A 19,170-nucleotide genomic window follows, 5' to 3' on the forward strand; every position below is an offset into this window, starting at 1 on the left:
ATGGCGCGAATCGAGGACTACGCGGTGGTAGGCGACCTTCAAACCGGGGCCCTGATCAGCAAGGAGGGCTCGATCGACTGGCTCTGCCTGCCCCGGTTCGATTCCCCGGCCTGCTTCAACGCGTTGCTGGACACGCCCGACGCGGGCCGCTGGTTGCTGGCGCCCGAAGGTGGGGGCACCTGCACCCGGCGCGGCTACCGTGACGGCAGCCTGATCCTGGACACGGAATGGGAAACGCCCGACGGAACAGTCCGGGTCACCGACTTCATGCCGCCGCGTGACTCGGTGGCTGACATCGTGCGCATCGTGGAAGGGATCAGCGGCAGCGTCAGGATGCATGGCGAGCTGACCCTGCGGTTCGATTACGGGCACATCGTCCCCTGGGTCCGCCGTGACAAGTACGGCCTGCACGCGATCGCCGGACCGGACGCGGTGTACTTCGTTACCCCTGCGCCCCTGCACGGGGAGAACATGCACACCCTCAGCGACTTCACGGTCCAGGCAGGGGAGAAGGTGCCGTTCGTCCTCACCTGGGCGCCCAGCCACGTAGGGCGCCCGGTCACCGTGGAGGCCGAAAAGGTCCTCGAGAGCACCTTTGCGTTCTGGCGCGGGTGGGCTTCCCAGTGCACGTTCCAAGGGCAGTACCAGGAAGCGGTGGTGCGCTCCCTCGTCACACTCAAGGCGCTGACTTACGGCCCCACCGGCGGTATCGTCGCGGCAGTCACCACCTCTTTGCCGGAGCAGCCCGGAGGACAGCGCAACTGGGACTACCGCTACTGCTGGCTGCGCGATGCCACGATGACGCTGCAGGCCCTGCTGGCGGCGGGCTACACGGCGGAGGCTGCCGCCTGGCGTGACTGGCTGCTCCGGGCCGTGGCCGGTGACCCTGCCGACCTGCAGATCATGTACGGGATCCACGGCGAGCGGCGGCTGCCCGAGATGGAGCTGTCCTGGCTGAAGGGCTACGAGAATTCGACCCCCGTCCGCATCGGGAACGCGGCGGCAGAACAGTTCCAGCTTGATGTCTGGGGGGAAGTGCTCGACTGCCTCGCCCTCACGCGCAACTCGCTGCTCAAACACAGCGACGAGGCCTGGGACGTGCAGGTGGCCCTTATGGAGCACCTCGAGACCATCTGGGACCAGCCGGACAACGGGCTCTGGGAAATGCGGGGCCCGCGCAGGCACTTCACCCATTCGAAGGTCATGGCCTGGGTGGCGGCAGACCGTATGGTGAAGGGGGTTCGTGAATCCGGCCTGCCGGGTCCCGTGGAGCGCTGGGAGGCGCTGCGGGACACGATCCGCGAGGACATCATGGCCAACGGCTTCGATGCGGAACGCAACACCTTCCTCCAGTCCTACGGCCGTCCCGAGCTGGACGCCAGCCTGTTGCTGATCCCCCGGGTGGGGTTCCTGCCGCCCGACGACCCCCGCGTGATCGGGACCATCGAGGCCATCCGGCAGGAGCTGACGCAGGATGGTTTCGTGCTGCGGTACCGGCCGGAGAAGAGCGACGACGGCCTGCCGGGCGACGAGGGCGTCTTCCTGGCCTGCTCGTTCTGGCTGGTGGAGGCGCTCCTGGGTGCCGGCCGGCGGGAGGAGTCCAGGGAACTCTTCGAGCGCCTGCTGGAACTGCGGAACGACGTGGGGCTGCTGAGTGAGGAATGGGCGGTGAAGGCCCGGCGCCAGCTGGGCAACACACCCCAGGCCTTCAGCCACTTCGCCCTTGTGACTAGCGCTCTTGAGCTGCATCAGGATACGGTTCGGCGCAGTGATACCCCCATTCCGCCGGACACGGTGGATTCGCGCTGAGGCGGCGCGGACCGGGGCTGGAACTTCTCCTTCGCGGAACAGATAAGTATACTTACTAACACCTCACGGAGCGCTCCCAAGCGCAGGACCGTGATTGACGGAGGAGTGATAGTTATGGCCGGACATTTTGAGCTCGTGGATGCCCCCGACGGCGGTTACCGCCTGAGGATGCTGGACGGGGCCGGGAACCTGATGGCCATCTCAGTGACCTTTCCAACCAAAAGGGCGGCCGTCGCCGGCGTCGCCATGGCGCGCGAAATTGCCGGCACCGGCCTGATCCGGGACCGGAGCCACGATGGTGCAGGTTCTGTCATCCGCGACCGGGTGCGGCCTGTCAGCGTACCCAAGGAGGAGGCGGCGAGGCGCAAGAAGGCGCCCGTGGCACACAAGAAATTGCCCGCGGCGCGTGGGGCGGTGCTGGGCTGATGGCTGCCGCAGCCGCACCCCCTGGCGGCCGCCGCCGGGGGGTCCTTTTTGACGTCGACGGGACACTGATTGATTCGTCCTACGTCCACACCCTCTCGTGGTGGGGTGCTTTCCGGCAGTACGGCTACGACGTGCCGATGGCCAACATCCACCACTTCGTGGGGATGGGCGGGGCCAGGCTCGTGGACAACCTGCTCCCCGACGGCCGGGACCGTTCCGAGGACGAGGACATCATGGCCAGCCACGGTGCGCTGTATGCCTCGCACTGGCCCTCGCTTCGGGCGTTCGACGGCGTGAAGGACCTGCTGGGCCAATGCCACGCCGGTGGCCTGGCGGTGGCGCTCGCCTCATCGGCCCGCGAGAAGGACCTCCAGGTGATGCGCCAAGTGCTGGATGCCGATGCCTTCATCGACGCTGCCACCAGCGCCAATGACGCAGCGGAAAGCAAGCCGGCCCCCGACATACTCCAGGCGGCGCTGGACGCTGTCGGCATGGACGCCGGGGATGCGGTCTACGTAGGGGATGCAGTCTGGGACATGAAGGCGGCCGCCGCGCTTGGCATCCCTTCGATTGGGCTGACGTGCGGTGGCATCAACGCGGCGGAACTCCGGGATGCCGGAGCCGCCGAGGTCTACAGCGGCCCCCGCGAGTTGCTGGACAACCTTGGCTCCAGTGTGATTGGCCGGCTCCTGGCCCTGCAGCCGAACCCCTGATTGCCGCTGCCTTGCCTTAGAGTGGCTGGCCGCCCGGCACCGAGCCTTCCTCGCCTGCCGCCGCGGGCTTGGCCCAGGATACGGCCACCTTGACCGAGCCGTCGTCGTTCCGCTCGACGTCTGTGACGATGTCCGCGGCGGGCGCGCCCATCTCGCTGATCCGCGTGCGGTAGGTGTCCACCAGTTCCGCCAGGCTGGCTTCCGTCCACTCGCCTGGCCGCATGCGCGTGGAGATCTCGACCGGTTCCGGCTGGTACAGCGACATGGCGTTCCTCTTTCGTTCGCAATTAGGTCGTGCCTGCGTGCGAGGCCCTTCCAACGCTAGAAGCAGCGGCCGCAGACCACAAGTATTTGATCAGCATGCTTACTTTTTTCGCCAAAAGCCGATAGCGTCGAAGGACACTCTGCGACGAAAGGGAGACTGTGAAAGCACTGACGTGGCAAGGAAAACGGTCGGTAAGGGTGGAAGAAGTGCCCGATCCGGTCATCCAGGAACCAACGGATGCCATCATCCGGATCACCTCCACCGCAATCTGCGGCTCGGACCTGCACCTGTACGAAGTCCTGGGCCCCTACATGCACAAAGGCGACGTCATCGGCCACGAGCCGATGGGCATCGTGGAGGAGGTGGGCAGCGCCGTCACCAACCTTCGCAAGGGCGACCGCGTGGTGGTCCCGTTCAACATCTCCTGCGGCTCCTGCTTCATGTGCAAGCAGGGCCTGCAGTCCCAGTGTGAGACCACCCAGGTGCGGGAGAAAGGCTCCGGCGCGGCCCTCTTTGGCTACTCGGAACTCTACGGCTCCGTCCCCGGCGGCCAGGCCGAATACCTGCGCGTGCCGCACGCCGACTACGGCCCGGTCAAGGTGGGCAGCGAGCTTCCGGACGAGCGCTACCTGTTCCTCTCCGACATCCTGCCCACCGCCTGGCAGGCCGTGGAGTACGCGAACGTTCCGGCGGGCGGTACCCTGGCCGTGTTCGGTTTGGGGCCGGTGGGCCAGTTCGCCGGCCGGATCGGCGCGCACCGGGGCTTCCGTGTGATCGGCGTGGACCCCGTCCCCGAACGGCGGGCCATGGCCGCGCGGCACGGCGTGGAAACGCTGGACTACAGCAAGGCCATCGGCGACGAACTCCGGGAGATGACCGGCGGGCGCGGCCCCGATGCGGTGGTTGACGCCGTCGGAATGGAAGCCCACGGCTCGCCTGTGGCCGGCTTCGCCCACCAGGCGCTGGGACTCCTGCCGGACAAACTGGCGCAGAAGGCGATGGAGACCGGCGGCGTGGACCGCCTTGCCGCGCTGCACGCGTCCATTGACGCCGTGCGCCGGGGCGGCACGCTCTCGCTGAGCGGCGTGTACGGCGGGCAGGCCAGCCCCCTGCCCATGCTCACCATGTTCGACAAGCAGCTCCAGGTGCGCATGGGCCAGTGCAACGTGCGCAACTGGACAGACCAGCTGCTGCCGCTCGTGGAGGACGACGCCGACCCGCTGGGTGTGATGGACCTTGTCACCCACCGGTCGAACCTCGACGGTGCGCCGGCGCTCTACGAGAAGTTCCAGAAGAAGGAAGACGGCTGCATCAAGGTGGTCCTCAACCCCGCCGCCTGAGCCGTTAAACCAGCAGCCGTTAAACCAGCAGCAGGCGCCGTTATGGAGTTCCATAACGGCGCCTGCTGTTGTCACGTTGGGGCCCGCGGAAAGCCTAGGTCAGCTTCACCTGGCGGTTCATGTCCTTGTACAGCAGGTAGCGGAACTCGCCCGGGCCGCCCGCGTAGCAGGCCTGCGGGCAGAAGGCGCGCAGCCACATGAAGTCGCCGGCCTCCACCTCCACCCAGTCATTGTTCAGCAGGTACATGGCCTTGCCCTCCAGGACGTAGAGGCCGTGTTCCATCACGTGGGTTTCCGGGAACGGGATGACGCCGCCGGGCTGGAAGGTCACGATATTGACCTGCATGTCGTGGGCGAGGTCATTGGAGTCCGTGAAGCGGGTGGTCTTCCAGACGTCGTTGGTGTCCGGCATCGACGTGGGCTCCACGTCCTTTTCGTTGGTGACGAAGGACTTGGCTTCGTAGCCCTCAAGCCGCTCATAGGCCTTGCGGATCCAGTGGAAGGACACGACGTCGTCAGAGACGTTCTCCACGCCCCACTCCGAACCGGCGGCCAGGTAGGCGTAGCCGCCTTCCTCGAGCTGGTGCAGTTCGCCGTCGAGGGTGAGGTTGACCTTGCCCCGGGTGACGAAGACGACGCCTTCCACGCCGGCCTCGAATTCGGCCTTCGGTGCCCCGCCGCCCGGGCCGATCTCCACGATCAGCTGGGAGAACGTGGTGGCGAAGCCCGAAATGGGGCGGGCGATGATCCACGAGCGGGTGTTGGAGAACCCCGGAAGGTTGGACGTGACGATGTCCGTCATCACGCCCTTCGGGATCACCGTGTAGGCCTCGGTGACGATGGCCCGCTCGGTGGTCAGGTGGGTCTGCGGCGGCAGTCCGCCGCTGGGGGAGTAGTACTTGCCCATGAATGGATTCCTTTTGCTTAGGAGTTGGAAGTGGTGGCCAGCCGCGGGTGCGCCAGCGCGGTGAGCTGCGGGATTCCGACGCCGGCAAGCGCCTGGACTTCCTCGGCACCGACAGCGCCGCACTGGACGCCGCGGAGCACGAAGGCGGCCAGGGCGCGGGCGGTGGCAGGCTCGTCCATCACGCCCCCTTCGGTCCGTTCCACGTAGTTGCGCAGGCGGGCGGCAGCGGCCGGCAGGCCCTCGCGGTAGAAGGCGTAAGTGGCAGCGAACCGGCTGGGCAGCTGGGCCGGGTGCAGGTCCCAGCCCTGGTAGTAGCCGCGTTCCAGCGACCGGCGGACCAGGCGGCCGTGCAGATGCCAGGCGTTCTCCACGTTGTCACCCACCGGGATGATGTTGGTGGAGCCGTCGGAGAGCCGGATGCCGGTGCCGGCCACGGCCAGCTGCATGACTTCCTTGGCGAAGTCGGCCACGGGATGCTCCATGGACTGGTATTCGGCGGAGATCTGCAGCGACGCCGAGTAGTCGTAGGTGCCGTAGTGCAGGCCACTGATCCGCCCGGGAACGGCATGCGGGAGCTGTGCCACCGGCGACGTTCCTTCCGGACCGAGGATCAGCTGCGGCGTTTCCACCTGGACTTCGAAGCGGAGCCGGCCGGCAGGCAGTGAGTGGACTTCCTCGAGCCGGGAGACCGCGAAGTCCATGGCCTGCACCTGGGCCACGGTGGTCACCTTGGGCAGGGTCAGGACCAGGCCCTCGGGCAGCTCGCCTGCTGCGGCGAGGCCGGAGACGAAGAGGTCCAGGGTCCGCAGGCCGCGGGCACGGGTGGGAGCCTCGAAGCACTTGAAGCGGATGCCGATGAACGGGGGAGCCGACCCGGCCGCGACGGCCTGGGCCACCGCGGACGCCGCGGCAACTGCGGCGGCGTCCTCGGCGTCGTCGCCCCTGTCCCCGAAGCCGTCCTCGAAGTCCAGGCGCAGGTCCTCGATCGGCTCGTCCGCCAGCTTTGCTGCAACGCGGGAGGCTACGGCGCTGGCGAGGCCTGCTTCCTGGCCCAGGAGCCGGCCCAGCTTTTCGAGGCCGCCGTGGGCTTCCGCCGCCGCCGTTGCCTGGGCGCCCCAGTTGGCGGCGAGCGACGGCGTGAAACGGTCTGCCGGCACATATACCGTATGCACGGGCTGGCGTGAGCCATCGTCGCCGGGGTAGTTCTGCTCCAGCAGCCGGTCGGTGGCAGCGAGCTGCCCATCGATGGAGGCCAGGTCCCCGGCCGAGAGCGAGGGTTTGGGTGCTGCCATCTCAGTCCACCAGCTCGTAGGCGGGGGTGGTCAGGAAGTCGGTGTAGTCGTCCGACAGGCAAATGTCCGCGATCAGGTCGCTGGCCGGCTTGTAATAGCGGCGGAACGCCTCGTCGCCGAACTCGGTGCGGAGCCGTTCGGTCTCCTCGGCCAGGATCTTCTCCACCAGTTCCCTGGTCACAGTGTTGCCGGTGTCCGCCAGGATGGACTTGTTGCGGATTTGCTGCCACACCTGGGAACGGGAGATTTCCGCGGTGGCGGCGTCCTCCATCAGGTTGTGGATGGCCACCGCGCCGTTGCCGGACAGCCACACCGCCGTGTAGGCGACCGCCACGTACAGGTTCAGGCGCAGGCCGGCCTCGGTGACCTGGCCGTCGGCGGACTGCACGTCCAGCAGCTGGTCCGCAGTCACGGAAACCTCCGGGCGCTGCTTGTCCACCTGGTTGGGCTTGTCGCCCAGCACCGAGTCGAAGACTTCGCGGCAGGTGGGGACCAGGTCGGGGTGGGCAACCCAGGAGCCGTCGAAGCCGTCGTTTGCCTCGCGGGTCTTGTCCGCCCGCACCTTCTCGAAAGCGGCGGCGGTGACTTCGGGGTGGCGGCGGTTGGGGATGACCGCTGCCATGCCGCCCATGGCGAAGGCGCCGCGCCTGTGGCAGGTCTTGACCAGGAGTTCGGTGTAGGCGCGCATGAAGGGGGCCGTCATCACCACGGAGGCGCGGTCCGGCAGGACGAACTCCTCGCCGGCGTCGCGGAAGTACTTGATGATGCTGAACAGGTAGTCCCAGCGGCCGGCGTTCAGGCCGGAAGCGTGGTCCCGCAGCTCGTAGAGGATCTCGTCCATCTCGAAGGCGGCCGGGATGGTCTCGATCAGCACCGTGGCACGGATGGTGCCCTGGTTCAGGCCCAGGAAGTCCTGGGCGAAGACGAAGACGTCGTTCCACAGCCGGGCTTCAAGGTGGCTCTCCATCTTGGGCAGGTAGTAGTACGGGCCCTGGCCGTTGAGCACCAGCTGCTTGGCGATGTGGAAGAAGTGCAGGCCGAAGTCCACCAGTGCGCCGACGGCGGGTTCGCCGTTGATGAGGAGGTGCTTTTCCTGCATGTGCCAGCCGCGCGGGCGGGCCACCACGACGGCGAGCGGCGCGTCCGTGCGCAGGCGGTACTCCTTGCCCTCGTCCGAGGTGTAGCTGAGGGTGCCCTGGGCGGCATCGCGCAGGTTCAGGATGGCGTCGATGACGTTGGCCCAGGTGGGTGTGCTGGCGTCCTCGAGGTCCGCCAGCCACACCTTGGCGCCGGAGTTCAGGGCGTTGATGGCCATCTTCGCCGGTGATGCAGGGCCGGTCATCTCCACCCGGCGGTCCTGCAAGGCTGCCGGCGCCGGCGCAACCTTCCAGTCGCCGTCGCGCACGTCCCTGGTCTCCGGCAGGAAGTCCAGCTTGCCGGTTTCGGCCACCCGCTGCCGCTTGGCGGCGCGTGCCGCCAGCAGCTCGTTGCGGGTGCCGGCGAACCGGGTGTGGAGCTCCTCCACGAAGGCCAGTGCCTTGGGCGTGAGGATCTCCTCTGCACGGGCGATCGGCCGGGGATCTGTGACGGTGATGGCCATTTCTGGTCCTTTCCTTGGGCTGGGAGTCGGTCGGGTCAGGCGGAGGCGAGTGCCGGCGCCGGTTCCTTGGCAGAGTCGGCCGGTTCGGCAGCCGTTGCAACGTTTGAGGCGTGGGCTGCAGCCGCTACGGCGGCCGCGACGTCGGCAGTCACGTGCGTATCGAAGATGCTGGGGATGATGTAGCTGGCATTGAGCTCATTATCATTCACCCGGTTGGCGATTGCTTCTGCGGCGGCCACCAGCATGTCCGGGGTGATGTCGCTGGCCCCGGCATCCAGGAGCCCGCGGAAGAGGCCCGGGAAGGCCAGGACGTTGTTGATCTGGTTGGGAAAGTCGCTGCGGCCGGTGGCCACGACGGCGGCGTGCCGGGAAGCGATGGCAGGGTCCACCTCGGGGGTGGGGTTGGCCATGGCGAACACGATGGCGTCCTTGGCCATGGAGGCGACGTGCTCTTCGCCGAGGATGTTCGGGGCGGAAACGCCGATGAAGACGTCCGCACCCACCAGGGCTTCGTGCAGGCTGCCGGCGAAGCCCTCCTCGTTGGTGTTTTCCGCAATCCAGGTGCGGTGGGGATCGTTGTAGGTTTCACCCTTGTGGATGGCGCCCGAGCGGCCAGCCGCCACGATGTGCCGTGCGCCCTGGGCTTTGAGCAGCTGGATGATGGCGGAGCCGGCGGCGCCGACGCCGGACACCACGATCTTCACGTCTGAAATCTTCTTGTCCACCACGCGCAGGGCGTTGACCAGGGCGGCGAGGGTGACGATGGCGGTGCCGTGCTGGTCATCGTGGAACACTGGGATGTCCAGTTCCTCGCGCAGGCGGGCCTCGATCTCGAAGCAGCGCGGGGCGGCGATATCCTCCAGGTTCACGCCGCCGAAGACGGGCGCCAGGAGCTTGACGGTGCGGATGATTTCCTCGGTGTCCTGGGTGTCCAGGCACACAGGCCATGCGTCCACGTTCGCGAACTGCTTGAACAGGGCAGCCTTGCCCTCCATCACCGGCAGGGCCGCCGCGGGGCCGATGTTCCCCAGGCCGAGCACGGCGGAACCGTCGGTGACCACCGCCACGGTGTTGCGCTTGACGGTCAGGTTGCGCGCCGCTGCAGGGTCCTCGGCGATGGCAAGGCAGACGCGCGCGACGCCGGGCGTGTACGCGCGGGACAGGTCGTCGCGGTTGCGCAGCGGGACCTTGGGGACGACTTCCAGCTTGCCGCCCAGGTGCATGAGGAAGGTGCGGTCCGAGACGTGCTGGACCGTGACGCCCTCAAGGGCGTTCAGGGCGTCCTTGACCCGTGCAGCGTGGGCGTCGTCGGTGGTGTTGCAGGTGACGTCCACGACGAGGGTCTCGTGGTGGGACTCGGTGACGTCCAGGGCGGTGATCGCGGCGCCGGCGGCTCCGACGGCCGCGGCGAGTTCGCTGGTGGCGCTGAAGCTTGACGGCGCTTCCACGCGCAGGGTGATCGAATTTCCGGGGCTGGGGTTCGCCATTGAATGTCCTCCTGTTGGGCCTTGACCGGCTTCTGCTCTATCCGAATCTTTTCGTATTATGGATATTATTATCTACTTCATGGAAATACAAGCCCTTCGAATGTGACCGGCAGCAGTCCGTCGCCGCGGCGGCCGCCGTGCTGTATGTTGGGTGTTCTAAGCAACTCTTTTCACGATGCGGATAAGAGTTGTCAGATTCCGAGCCATAGGAGACAACGGAATGGCAGAAAAAGCCTCTGGCGGGGTTCAGTCGGTGGAGCGCGTCTTCGAACTGCTGGAGCTCATCACCGATGCCGGCGGCGACGTGACGCTCAGCGAGCTCTCCGCGTCCACGGACCTCCCGCTGCCCACCATCCACCGCCTGCTCCGCACCTTGGTGTCGCTGGGCTACATCCGGCAGCTGCCCAACCGGCGCTACGCCCTGGGCCCGCGGCTCATCCGGCTGGGTGAAGGCGCCAACAAGCAGCTCGGCGCACTGGCCCGCCCGCAGCTGAAGACCCTGGTGGACCGGCTGGGGGAGACCTCCAACATGGCCGTGCTGGACTCGGACATGGTGATCTACGTGGCCCAGGTGCCTTCGCTGCACTCGATGCGCATGTTCACCGAGGTGGGCCGGCGCGCCCATACCCATGCCACCGGCGTCGGCAAGGCCATTCTCGCCCAGCTCGACGACGACACGGTCCGCGGGATCGTGACCCGCGCGGGCATGCCGACGCCCACGCCCAAGAGCATCGGCGACGTGGATGAGCTCCTTGCCGACCTGAAGCTCATCCGTGAGCGCGGCTACTCCATTGACGAGGAAGAGCAGGAACTCGGTGTCCGCTGCTTCGCCATGGCGGTGCCCAATGCACCGACGCCCGCGGCGATCTCGGTGTCCGGCCCCGTATCGCGCGTGGACGAGGACTTTGCCGACAAGGCAGTGCCCATCCTCCGCGAAGCCGCAGAGTCCATCTCGCGTGAGCTGAACCGCACCTGATACTGCAGAACTGCTGACGACGGCGGCCCGCACCTTTCGCGAAAGGTGCGGGCCGCCGTCGTTCACGTCCGGACTAATGCTCTGACGCCTTCTCGGCTGACTGGATGGGCACTTCCTTGCCGTCGCAGTCGATGAGCTTGCCGTTTTCGAAGCGGTCGCCCTCTGCCAGGCAGCGGAGGTCCTCGGCGCGCACCAGGCGCTCTGTGCCCGCGACAAACACCGACTGGTTGTCCGAGTTGCCGGCGCGAAGGTGGTTGAACAGCAGGTTCAGCAGGATGGCCATGACGGCGGCGGAGCTGATGCCGGAGTGGAAAATGGTGCCGAACCAGGTGGGGAACTTGTCGTAGAACGCCGGGGCGGCGATGGGGATCATCCCGAAGCCGATGGAGGCGGCCACCACGATCAGGTTCATGTTGTTCTTGTAGTCCACCTTGGACAGCGTCCGGATGCCGCTGGCCGCGACAGTGCCGAAGAGTACGACGCCGGCACCGCCCAGGACGGGCGTCGGCACCGCTGCGACAACCCGGCCCAGGACGGGCAGCAGGCCCAGGACCACCAGGATCACACCGCCTGCGCTGACCACGAACCGGCTCTTGACGCCTGTGATGGCCACCAGGCCGACGTTCTGGGCGAAGGCGCTCTGGGTGAAGGAGTTGAAGAGCGGGGAGACGGCACTGGAGAGCATGTCAGCCCGCAGGCCGTTGCCGATCCGCTTTGAGTCCACCTTGGTGCCCACGATCTCGCCCACGGCGATGATGTCCGCGGACGTTTCGGTGAGGGTCACCAGGATGACGATTAGCATGGAGATGATGGCCGCGACTTCAAACGTGGGCGGTCCGAAAGCGAAGGGTGTGGGGAAGGCGACGATTTCGCCCTGGCCCACCTTGGAAAAGTCGGCCATGCCGAAGACGACTGCGATCAAAGTGCCCAGGACCATGGCGAGCAGGATGGACAGCCGCGAGATGGCGGCGCTGCCCACCTTGCTCAGGAGCAGGACGATGCCCATGGTGGCCGCGGCCAAACCGATGTTGGCCACGCTGCCGTAGTTGGGCGCCTTGCTGTTGCCGCCCATGGCCCAGTTGGCGGCGACCGGCATCAGCGTCAGGCCGATGGTGGTGATCACCGTTCCGGTCACTACCGGCGGGAAGAACCTGATGATTTTCGAGAACAGGGGGGTGATGAGCAGGCCGATCAGGGATGCTGCGATGACCGAGCCGAAGACGGCCTGGATTCCGCCACCGCCGTGGACGATGGCCACCATTGTGGAAACACCGGCGAAGGAAACACCCTGGACCAGGGGCAACTGCGAACCGAAGAACGGAACACCGACGGTTTGCAGAATGGTTGCGAGCCCGCCGACGAACAGGCAGGCAGCGATGAGGAGGCCGATGTCCTGGGAATTCATTCCCGCGGCGGCACCGATGATCAGGGGCGGGGCGATGATGCCGCCGTACATGGTGAGGACGTGCTGGAAGCCGTAGGCGAACGTGCTTCCAATCGGGAGCCGCTGGTCCTCCGGCCGGGCCTGCTGGCTGGCTTTTGCGGCGGCCGCGGTGGCCGGTTTCCTTCTGATGTTCATGGCAGACTTTCTGGGTTCATGGCAGACGTCATCGTCTGGCTAACGTTGTCTGGCTAACAGGTGAAGCTGAAGATGTGGGGTTGATTGAGGCGGGCTCAACAGGGTGGTTGAGCCCGCCTGCGCCGGGTGGTTCTAGCAGAAGCCGGCGATGCCGGACCAGGCCGCGGGCGCCGCGGCGGCGTCCTCGCGCTGGACGGTGGCCTCGATCAGGCCGTACGGGCGGTCGGCGGCGAAGAAGACCTCGTTCGGGTTGTCCAGGCCGAACGGGGACAGGTCCACCAGGAAGTGGTGCTTGTTCGGCATGGAGAACTTGACCTCGTCGATCTCGCTATGGGCCTCGAGGACCTTGGTGCCCATGTCGAACAGGGTCTGCTGCAGGGCGTGCGAGTACTTCTCGGTGAAGCCTTCGAGCAGGAGCCCCTTGACGTCGTCGTAGCTCTTGTTGAAGTCCAGGGTGCTGAAGTCGGTGCCGGTCTTGAAGCGCCAGCGGGCGGAAACGTCAGTGGCCAGGATCCGGTCGGTGGTCTCGGGCAGCGTGGTGTAGCGGTCCCGGGGGTAGCCCACGAAGCCGGACTGGGTGGACTTCAGGACGGTCAGGTCCTTCAGTCCGGAGATCAGGTGGCTCGTGGCACCGTCGCGGACCAGGACGGCAGTACGGACTTCCTGGCCGTTGCGGACGAACGAGTGGTCGTGTTCGCTGCCGTGGGCCTGGATGCGGTTCCAGGCGTAGGACTCGGCCTCCCAGCGGCCGCCGGTGACCCAGTCGAAGCTGGAGGTGAAGTGCTCGCCGAGCCGCAGCAGGAACGCTTCCGGCGAGCCGATGCCGTCGCGGGCGAAGGCGTAGATGGTGTTTTTCTGGGTGTCCGTGGCCACCACATGGGCGTTGTCGCCCTCCAGGTGGGCCGCGGCGAAGTCGCCCCGCAGTTGCGAGGTGACGTTAAGGTCCTCGATCTCGTGGCGGGTCGTGTCCCGGGTGATCTTGACGACGCGGACTTCGGCCTTGCCGTACTGGTTTTCGCCGAGGATGATCTTGCTGCTCATGGTCTTTTCCCAATCTCCGGTAAGTGGAACCAAGGTTCCATCACTGAAATTAAGCGCGCATTTCAAGCGCGTTTCCGGTGGAGCCGACCCAACAAAAAAGAGCCGGCATCCATTGATGCCAGCTCATTACGACCCTGCCTGCTGCTCCCAGGTTACGTGACCTGCGCCACGAGTTGCCTCAAAGCGTACCCCTGGAAGCCGGTGGTGTACATCACATGGGCAAAATTCATTTTGTGACTGCCGGGTGACCCTGCGCTGGCCGCACCTATTGACGCTCCCCCGCGAAGCCCCGTACGCTTTTCGTATAGCAAAATTTAGTTTCCGTAATACGGAACACCAACATCGCCAAACAGTGTTGAGACCATGAGGAGGATCAGATGTACCAGCAGGACAGGACGCCCGTCGCACCGCAGCCGCCCGCCGCACCTTCAGCCCAGGAGTTCTATCTTCCCCTCGGCGGCGGCACGGATCCGGATTTCTACGTGCCGGAGGACCGGGTCCACGAACCCGGCCGCTTCTCACGGTGGATGCACGCGCTTCCCGGCTTCGGCCGCCGCTGAGGCCAGTCAGGGGCTGGCCCAGGGTCAGTCCTTGGCGGTGGCCCATTCCTTGCCGGCCCAAGGGTCGTAGTCCGCGATGAGCTCCTCCTGGGCCGGGCGTTCCGCCTCGGGAACATGCTGCAGGTTGACCCGCACGCGGTACCAGAGCGAACTGGACCCGCGCATCCCGTCCACCATGACATCGGCAGGGCTCAGGGACGGAACAACGGCGGGGTGCCGGGACTTCCACTCCTCCAGCGCCTCGAGGGCTTCGGGCTTGGTCCGGGTGCGCGCCACTTCGATCAGTGGCATCACCGACTGCCTGCGGCCGGATCCGTTTCCGGCGCGCGGTGCCTTTTCCGCCGGGCCAAGTTCCTTGGCCAGCGCCAGCAGCCCGTCCAGTGAACCCACGGCGCCATCAATGCCGGCGTGGGCATCGCCGACCTCCGCGAACCGCTTGAGCATGGTGGGCACGGTGAACTGTTCAGGACGGATACTGCGTACTTCGCCCCAAGCCAGAGGCGTTGAGACGCGTGCATCGGGCAGCGGCCGGATCGAGTAGGCGGAGGCCACGGTCCGGTCCTTGGCATTCTGGTTGAAGTCCACGAAGACGCTCTCGCCGCGCTCCTCCTTCCACCACCGCGCCGTGGCCAGGCCGGGGGCACGGTTCTCCACCTCCCGGGCCAGGGTTTCCGCGGCGAGCCGCACGTCGCGGTAGGACCACTGGGGTGCGATGCGCACCAGGATGTGGAGCCCGCGCGACCCGCTCGTCTTCGGCCACCCCACCAGCCCCACATCATCGAGCACTTCCTGCGCCACGTACGCGACGTCCACGATCTGCGACCAGTCCACGCCGGGCATGGGATCCAGGTCCACCCGCAGTTCGTCCGGATGCTCCAGGTCCTCGGCGCGGACCGGGTGCGGATTCAGGTCAAGGCAGCCCAGGTTCACCACCCAGGCAAGCCCCGCGGCGTCCCGGATGACAGCTTCCTCAGCCGACGTTCCGGACGCATAGTGCAGCGTGGTGGTGTCGATGAACGGCGGATGGTTTTCCGGCACCCGTTTCTGGAAGAACGGCTCGGCATCGATGCCCTTGGGAAACCGCTTGAGCACCATGGGCCGGCCGCCCGCCCCGCGGAGCGCACCGTCCGCGACGGCAAGGTAGTAGCGCACCAGGTCCAGCTTGGTCAGGCCTGGTTCGGGAAACACCACTTTGTCCGGGCTCGAGATCCGGACTTCCTCGCCACCGATGTCCAGGATCTCGGCCGGCGTCTTTGATGGAGTCATGGCGCCACGCTAGCAGCGGGGTGGATGCCTGTCAGCCGTTGACCAGCCTGGATGCCGCAGCGGAGTGCTCCGCGATGAGTCCGGCCACGTCCAGTCCGGGTATCTGGCCGTCCACCACGCGCCATTGTCCACCCACCATCACCCGGTCTGCCCGGTCGGCCGCGCACAATAGCAGCGCTGCGATGGGGTCGTGGCTGCCGGAGAACCGCAGGTCATCGAGCTTGAACAGGGCCAAGTCTGCCTGCATACCCGGTGCCAGCTGTCCCAGTCCGGCCCGGCCCAGGACCGCGGCGGACCCACGGGTTGCCCACCCGAGGGCCCGCTCCACTGGAACGTCCGCGCCGTACCGCAGGCGTTGGAGATAGAGCGCCTGGCGCGCTTCCAGGATCATGTTGGAGGCATCGTTCGACGCCGAGCCGTCCACTCCCAGCCCCACCGGGACTCCCGCGTCCTCCAGTTCCAGGACGCGGGCGGTGCCCGAAGCGAGGCGCATGTTGGACGTAGGGCAGTGCGCGACGGCGGTCCCGGCCGCCCCGAGCCGGCTGATCTCGGCGTCGCTGAAGTGGATGCCGTGCCCCAGCCAGGTGCGGTCCGTCAGCCAGCCCACGCTGTCCAGGTAGTCCACGGTCCGCAGCCCGAACATCTCCCGGCAGAAGTCCTCCTCGTCCAGCGTTTCGGCAAGGTGGGTATGCAGCCGGACGTCGAGCCGCTCGGCGAGGGCGGCACTCTCGGCCATGATCTCCTTGGTCACCGAGAACGGAGAGCACGGCGCCAGGGCGATCTGGACCACCGCGTCGTCACCGCGCTCGTGATACGTGCTGACCAACCGCTCGCTGTCCGCCAGCACCACCTCCGGATCCTGCACCGTGGACTGCGGCGGCAGGCCGCCGTCGTCCGTTCCCAGCGTCATGGACCCGCGGGTGAGCGTGGCCCGCATGCCCAGCTTGCGCACCGCCGCCACCTCTAGGTCGATCGCGTCCTCGAGGCCCGCGGGGAAGAGGTAGTGGTGGTCGGCCGCGGTGGTGCAACCCGAAAGCAGCAATTCGGCCAGCGCAACCGTAGTGGCGAGCTCGAGGTCCCTTGGCGTGAGCCGGGCCCACACGGGATACAGGTTCTGCAGCCATGGGAAGAGCGGGGCGTTCGCCACCGGCCCCCAGGCGCGGGTGAGGGTCTGGTAGAAGTGGTGGTGCGTGTTGATCAGGCCCGGCAGGAGCACATGGCTGCCAGCGTCAAACGCCTCCGTGCAGGGCCGGGACGGCTGCTGTCCGGCGGCGAGGACCTCGGCGATGACGCCGGCGCTGACCACCACCCCGCCTGACGCGTCGAGGTGGTTGGCGGTGAAGGCGGCCTGCGGGTTCCGGATCCAGAGCCGGGAAGCGGAAGAAGGGTGGGGCATGGCATGTCCTGTCCTGAGCAAAGTGGCAGTAAATCCAGCTCAGTGAGGCCCTGTCTGCTGATCCAGGTCGCCGCGGTGCCTGAAGAAGGCGGGCCGCGGGTCCGATGACACTAACCAGCCGGGGCGCGGCGCGTCAACGGCGGCGGAATGTGACCGGCAGCCCGGGGAGGGCCGGTGAAAAGCGCGAAACATGGATTTCATATCGCGAAATAAATTTTCCAGAAAACTATGGCGTGGCCCACAAACCGGTGCTAATCTCAATTCTGCCAAAGGCGGGCACCCGAACCCGGGAAGCTATCTACCAGGCGCAACTTAACCTTCACAGCACATGCTGAAGCCTGGTAACCGTTCGCACCTGGTTCTACTGGTCCTGCACGGCAACAGGCTTCCCGGCAAAAGGAAGTCGCATCATGAGTACCACCGTCACGGCCGAACAGTTTTTGGCCAGATCCATCCGGCTGGCAACGGCCAACGTCCTCAACAGCGGCGGGCCCTTCGGCGCCATGATCGTTACCGCGGACGGCACAACCTTCGACGGCGTCAACCGCGTCACCGCGGACAACGATCCCACCGCCCACGCTGAAGTCACCGCCATCCGCACCGCCTGCCGCGAACTGGGCACCTTCGACCTCAGCGGCGCAACCCTCTACACGAGCTGCGAGCCATGCCCCATGTGCCTGGCCTCCGCCCTCTGGGCCCGCATCGACCGCGTGGTCTACGCGGCGGACCGGCACGCCGCCGCCTCGGTCGGCTTCGACGACGCCGTCTTCTACGAATACTTCGAAAACCAGGACAGGGACACCCTGATGCCGGTCTCCAAGCTGGAACTGGGCGACCCCCAGGCGCCGGCGCCGCTGGAGCCGTTCAACACCTGGAACACGCTCGAATCCAGGATCGACTACTAGGCCCGGCGGCTCAGATGACCATCCTGGACTCTTCCCACGAGGAGCATTCGGCTCCAAGTACCCCCGTCACCCGGCAGGCCCCGCGTACTCCCAAACTGCCGGCGTCGAACTCCTTCCTTGACCGCTTTTTCCACATCACCCGGCGCGGCTCAACCTTGGCGCGCGAATTCCGGGGCGGCCTGGTCACCTTCTTCACCATGGCGTACATCGTCATCCTGAACCCCCTTATCCTCGGCGGCTTCAGCGCGGACAACGCCCCCACCGACGTTGCCGGGGGCTGGCTTTCCGCAGCACAGGTGGGCGCGGTCACCGGCCTCACTGCCGGCGTCATGACCATCCTCTTCGGCCTTATTGCCAACCTGCCGTTCGGGCTGGCCGCCGGACTCGGCATCAACTCGTTCCTGGCCGTCTCGGTGATCCACGAGGTCACCTGGCCGGAGGCCATGGGCCTGGTGGTGATCAACGGCATCCTCATCGTGCTCTTCGGCGTCACGGGGGCGCGGACCGCGATCTTCCGGGCCGTGCCCAAGGAACTCAAGGCCGCCATTACGGTTGGCATCGGCCTGTTCATCGCCTTCATTGGCTTCGTGGACTCCGGCTTCGTCCGGCCGACAGCGGGCGGACCGCCCGTCCAGCTCGGCGACGGCGGCTCCATCACCTCCGTGCCCACCCTCGTCTTCGTCGTCGGGCTCCTCAGCATGGGCATCCTGGTCGCCCGCAAGGTCCAGGGCGGCCTGCTCATCGGCATCGTCGGCACCACCGTGCTGGCCGCCGTCGTGGAAGCCATCCTGAAGATCGGCCCGGCCAGCGCCACCAACCCCGGCGGCTGGCACTTGAACACCCCGGTCCTTTCCGGCCAGCTGGTCTCGGCACCGGACCTGGGTCTGGTGGGCCAGTTCGACCTCTTCGGCTCGTTCGCCCGGATCGGCGGACTCGCTGCCACCATGCTGGTCTTCACGCTGGTGTTCACCAACTTCTTCGACGCCATGGGCACCATGACGGGCCTGGCCAAGAGCGCCGGCGTCGCGCACAAGGACGGCACGTTCCCGCGGCTGAAGTCCGCCTTCATCGTGGAAGGCTTCGGCGCCGTGGCAGGCGGGGCCACCTCCGGCTCCTCCAACACCGTCTACATCGACTCCGCCGCAGGCATCGGCGAAGGCGCCCGCACCGGCCTGGCCTCGGTGGTCACCGGCCTGCTGTTCCTGGGGTCAATGTTCCTGACCCCGCTCACCAGCGTGGTGCCCCTGGAGGTCGCAGCCGCCGCCCTGGTGGTGGTGGGCGCGATGATGATGGCGCAGATCCGCGAGATCAAGTTCACCAAGTTCACCGTGGCACTGCCGGCATTCCTCACCATCGTGACCATGCCGCTGAGCTACTCCATCGCCAACGGGATCGGCGTCGGCTTCGTGAGCTGGGCCGTGATCGGGGCGGCGTCGGGAAAGGCGAAGAAGATCCATCCCCTGATGTGGGTGGTCAGCGCCGGATTCCTGGTGTACTTCGCCCGCGGACCCATCAACGCCCTGCTCGGCGGGTAAAGCCCGCCTGCTTCCCCAACCACCTGGAAGGACCGACAATGGACACCACCGCCGCGCGGATGAAGGAGCGCCG

Annotated in this window: 17 protein-coding genes; 8 read left to right on the top strand and 9 right to left on the bottom strand. The window is 66.7% G+C overall.

Going from position 1 to position 19,170, the window contains the following annotated elements:
* The 3 genes from AC3IMC_RS01860 to AC3IMC_RS01870 all read left to right on the top strand — a co-directional run bounded on the left by AC3IMC_RS01860 (position 1) and on the right by AC3IMC_RS01870 (position 2,948).
* Positions 1-1,809, top strand: coding sequence for a glycoside hydrolase family 15 protein (locus AC3IMC_RS01860; RefSeq protein WP_490916736.1), 1,809 nt, complete (start codon positions 1-3; stop codon positions 1,807-1,809).
* 114 nt (positions 1,810-1,923) lie between these two features.
* Positions 1,924-2,235: a hypothetical protein gene (locus AC3IMC_RS01865; protein WP_490916738.1), complete on the top strand. Its 312-nt coding sequence runs from the start codon at positions 1,924-1,926 to the stop codon at positions 2,233-2,235.
* Entirely contained in the window at positions 2,235-2,948 is a 714-nt protein-coding gene (locus AC3IMC_RS01870; protein ID WP_490916740.1) for an HAD family hydrolase, read from the top strand. Before AC3IMC_RS01865 ends, AC3IMC_RS01870 begins: the two co-directional genes overlap by 1 nt.
* A gap of 16 nt (positions 2,949-2,964) precedes the next feature.
* Here AC3IMC_RS01870 and AC3IMC_RS01875 read toward each other — a convergent pair whose 3' ends face one another.
* Complete coding sequence (locus AC3IMC_RS01875; RefSeq protein WP_490916741.1) at positions 2,965-3,213, bottom strand: hypothetical protein; 249 nt, start codon at positions 3,211-3,213, stop codon at positions 2,965-2,967.
* 158 nt (positions 3,214-3,371) lie between these two features.
* Between AC3IMC_RS01875 and AC3IMC_RS01880 the strand changes: the two genes are divergently transcribed.
* Positions 3,372-4,553: a zinc-dependent alcohol dehydrogenase gene (locus tag AC3IMC_RS01880; protein ID WP_490916742.1), complete on the top strand. Its 1,182-nt coding sequence runs from the start codon at positions 3,372-3,374 to the stop codon at positions 4,551-4,553.
* Positions 4,554-4,647: 94 nt separating this feature from the next.
* Here the strand turns inward: AC3IMC_RS01880 and AC3IMC_RS01885 are convergent, their stop codons facing one another.
* The 4 genes from AC3IMC_RS01885 to AC3IMC_RS01900 are packed head-to-tail and all read right to left on the bottom strand — an operon-like array spanning position 4,648 to position 9,839.
* Positions 4,648-5,460, bottom strand: coding sequence for a bifunctional allantoicase/(S)-ureidoglycine aminohydrolase (locus tag AC3IMC_RS01885; protein ID WP_490916743.1), 813 nt, complete (start codon positions 5,458-5,460; stop codon positions 4,648-4,650).
* 17 nt (positions 5,461-5,477) lie between these two features.
* Positions 5,478-6,752, bottom strand: coding sequence for a DUF6986 family protein (locus AC3IMC_RS01890; RefSeq protein ID WP_490916744.1), 1,275 nt, complete (start codon positions 6,750-6,752; stop codon positions 5,478-5,480).
* A gap of 1 nt (position 6,753) precedes the next feature.
* Positions 6,754-8,352 (bottom strand): malate synthase A, encoded by a 1,599-nt coding sequence (gene aceB / locus AC3IMC_RS01895; protein WP_490916745.1) that lies wholly within the window; start codon positions 8,350-8,352, stop codon positions 6,754-6,756.
* 35 nt (positions 8,353-8,387) lie between these two features.
* A complete protein-coding gene (locus AC3IMC_RS01900) occupies positions 8,388-9,839 on the bottom strand; it encodes an NAD-dependent malic enzyme (RefSeq protein ID WP_490916746.1) in 1,452 nt (483 codons plus the stop codon).
* Positions 9,840-10,059: 220 nt separating this feature from the next.
* Between AC3IMC_RS01900 and AC3IMC_RS01905 the strand changes: the two genes are divergently transcribed.
* Positions 10,060-10,815: an IclR family transcriptional regulator gene (locus AC3IMC_RS01905; protein ID WP_490916747.1), complete on the top strand. Its 756-nt coding sequence runs from the start codon at positions 10,060-10,062 to the stop codon at positions 10,813-10,815.
* A gap of 73 nt (positions 10,816-10,888) precedes the next feature.
* Here AC3IMC_RS01905 and AC3IMC_RS01910 read toward each other — a convergent pair whose 3' ends face one another.
* Both AC3IMC_RS01910 and pucL read right to left on the bottom strand, forming a co-directional pair.
* Positions 10,889-12,394, bottom strand: coding sequence for a nucleobase:cation symporter-2 family protein (locus AC3IMC_RS01910; RefSeq protein ID WP_490916748.1), 1,506 nt, complete (start codon positions 12,392-12,394; stop codon positions 10,889-10,891).
* A 132-nt stretch (positions 12,395-12,526) separates the two neighbouring features.
* Positions 12,527-13,435, bottom strand: coding sequence for a factor-independent urate hydroxylase (gene pucL / locus AC3IMC_RS01915; RefSeq protein ID WP_490916749.1), 909 nt, complete (start codon positions 13,433-13,435; stop codon positions 12,527-12,529).
* Between the two features lie 377 nt (positions 13,436-13,812).
* Between pucL and AC3IMC_RS01920 the strand changes: the two genes are divergently transcribed.
* The gene (locus AC3IMC_RS01920; protein ID WP_454486934.1) at positions 13,813-13,995 is read left to right on the top strand and encodes a hypothetical protein; all 183 of its coding nucleotides are present in this window, start codon (positions 13,813-13,815) and stop codon (positions 13,993-13,995) included.
* Between the two features lie 24 nt (positions 13,996-14,019).
* Here AC3IMC_RS01920 and ligD read toward each other — a convergent pair whose 3' ends face one another.
* Both ligD and AC3IMC_RS01930 read right to left on the bottom strand, forming a co-directional pair.
* Positions 14,020-15,261, bottom strand: a complete 1,242-nt coding sequence (gene ligD, locus AC3IMC_RS01925; protein WP_490916750.1) for a non-homologous end-joining DNA ligase — start codon at positions 15,259-15,261, stop codon at positions 14,020-14,022.
* Between the two features lie 31 nt (positions 15,262-15,292).
* The gene (locus AC3IMC_RS01930) at positions 15,293-16,657 is read right to left on the bottom strand and encodes an 8-oxoguanine deaminase (protein WP_490916751.1); all 1,365 of its coding nucleotides are present in this window, start codon (positions 16,655-16,657) and stop codon (positions 15,293-15,295) included.
* Positions 16,658-17,067: 410 nt separating this feature from the next.
* On the opposite strand from AC3IMC_RS01930, the gene AC3IMC_RS01935 reads away from it, so the two are divergent.
* The gene (locus AC3IMC_RS01935; RefSeq protein WP_490916752.1) at positions 17,068-17,562 is read left to right on the top strand and encodes a nucleoside deaminase; all 495 of its coding nucleotides are present in this window, start codon (positions 17,068-17,070) and stop codon (positions 17,560-17,562) included.
* A 14-nt stretch (positions 17,563-17,576) separates the two neighbouring features.
* Complete coding sequence (locus tag AC3IMC_RS01940) at positions 17,577-19,097, top strand: NCS2 family permease (protein ID WP_490916753.1); 1,521 nt, start codon at positions 17,577-17,579, stop codon at positions 19,095-19,097.
* The last annotated feature ends 73 nt before the right edge of the window (positions 19,098-19,170 follow it).

The sequence above is a fragment of the Arthrobacter sp. E70 genome (genome assembly GCF_058266945.1).

Coding starts and splice junctions, on each gene's coding strand:
- AC3IMC_RS01865 (WP_490916738.1), top strand. CDS start 1,924: ATGGCCGGACATTTTGAGCTCGTGGATGCCCCCGACGGCGGTTACCGC.
- AC3IMC_RS01940 (WP_490916753.1), top strand. CDS start 17,577: ATGACCATCCTGGACTCTTCCCACGAGGAGCATTCGGCTCCAAGTACC.
- AC3IMC_RS01900 (WP_490916746.1), bottom strand. CDS start 9,839: ATGGCGAACCCCAGCCCCGGAAATTCGATCACCCTGCGCGTGGAAGCG.
- AC3IMC_RS01890 (WP_490916744.1), bottom strand. CDS start 6,752: ATGGCAGCACCCAAACCCTCGCTCTCGGCCGGGGACCTGGCCTCCATC.
- pucL (WP_490916749.1), bottom strand. CDS start 13,435: ATGAGCAGCAAGATCATCCTCGGCGAAAACCAGTACGGCAAGGCCGAA.
- AC3IMC_RS01930 (WP_490916751.1), bottom strand. CDS start 16,657: ATGCCCCACCCTTCTTCCGCTTCCCGGCTCTGGATCCGGAACCCGCAG.
- AC3IMC_RS01905 (WP_490916747.1), top strand. CDS start 10,060: ATGGCAGAAAAAGCCTCTGGCGGGGTTCAGTCGGTGGAGCGCGTCTTC.
- ligD (WP_490916750.1), bottom strand. CDS start 15,261: ATGACTCCATCAAAGACGCCGGCCGAGATCCTGGACATCGGTGGCGAG.
- AC3IMC_RS01885 (WP_490916743.1), bottom strand. CDS start 5,460: ATGGGCAAGTACTACTCCCCCAGCGGCGGACTGCCGCCGCAGACCCAC.
- AC3IMC_RS01935 (WP_490916752.1), top strand. CDS start 17,068: ATGAGTACCACCGTCACGGCCGAACAGTTTTTGGCCAGATCCATCCGG.
- AC3IMC_RS01875 (WP_490916741.1), bottom strand. CDS start 3,213: ATGTCGCTGTACCAGCCGGAACCGGTCGAGATCTCCACGCGCATGCGG.
- AC3IMC_RS01910 (WP_490916748.1), bottom strand. CDS start 12,394: ATGAACATCAGAAGGAAACCGGCCACCGCGGCCGCCGCAAAAGCCAGC.
- AC3IMC_RS01860 (WP_490916736.1), top strand. CDS start 1: ATGGCGCGAATCGAGGACTACGCGGTGGTAGGCGACCTTCAAACCGGG.
- aceB (WP_490916745.1), bottom strand. CDS start 8,352: ATGGCCATCACCGTCACAGATCCCCGGCCGATCGCCCGTGCAGAGGAG.
- AC3IMC_RS01870 (WP_490916740.1), top strand. CDS start 2,235: ATGGCTGCCGCAGCCGCACCCCCTGGCGGCCGCCGCCGGGGGGTCCTT.
- AC3IMC_RS01920 (WP_454486934.1), top strand. CDS start 13,813: ATGTACCAGCAGGACAGGACGCCCGTCGCACCGCAGCCGCCCGCCGCA.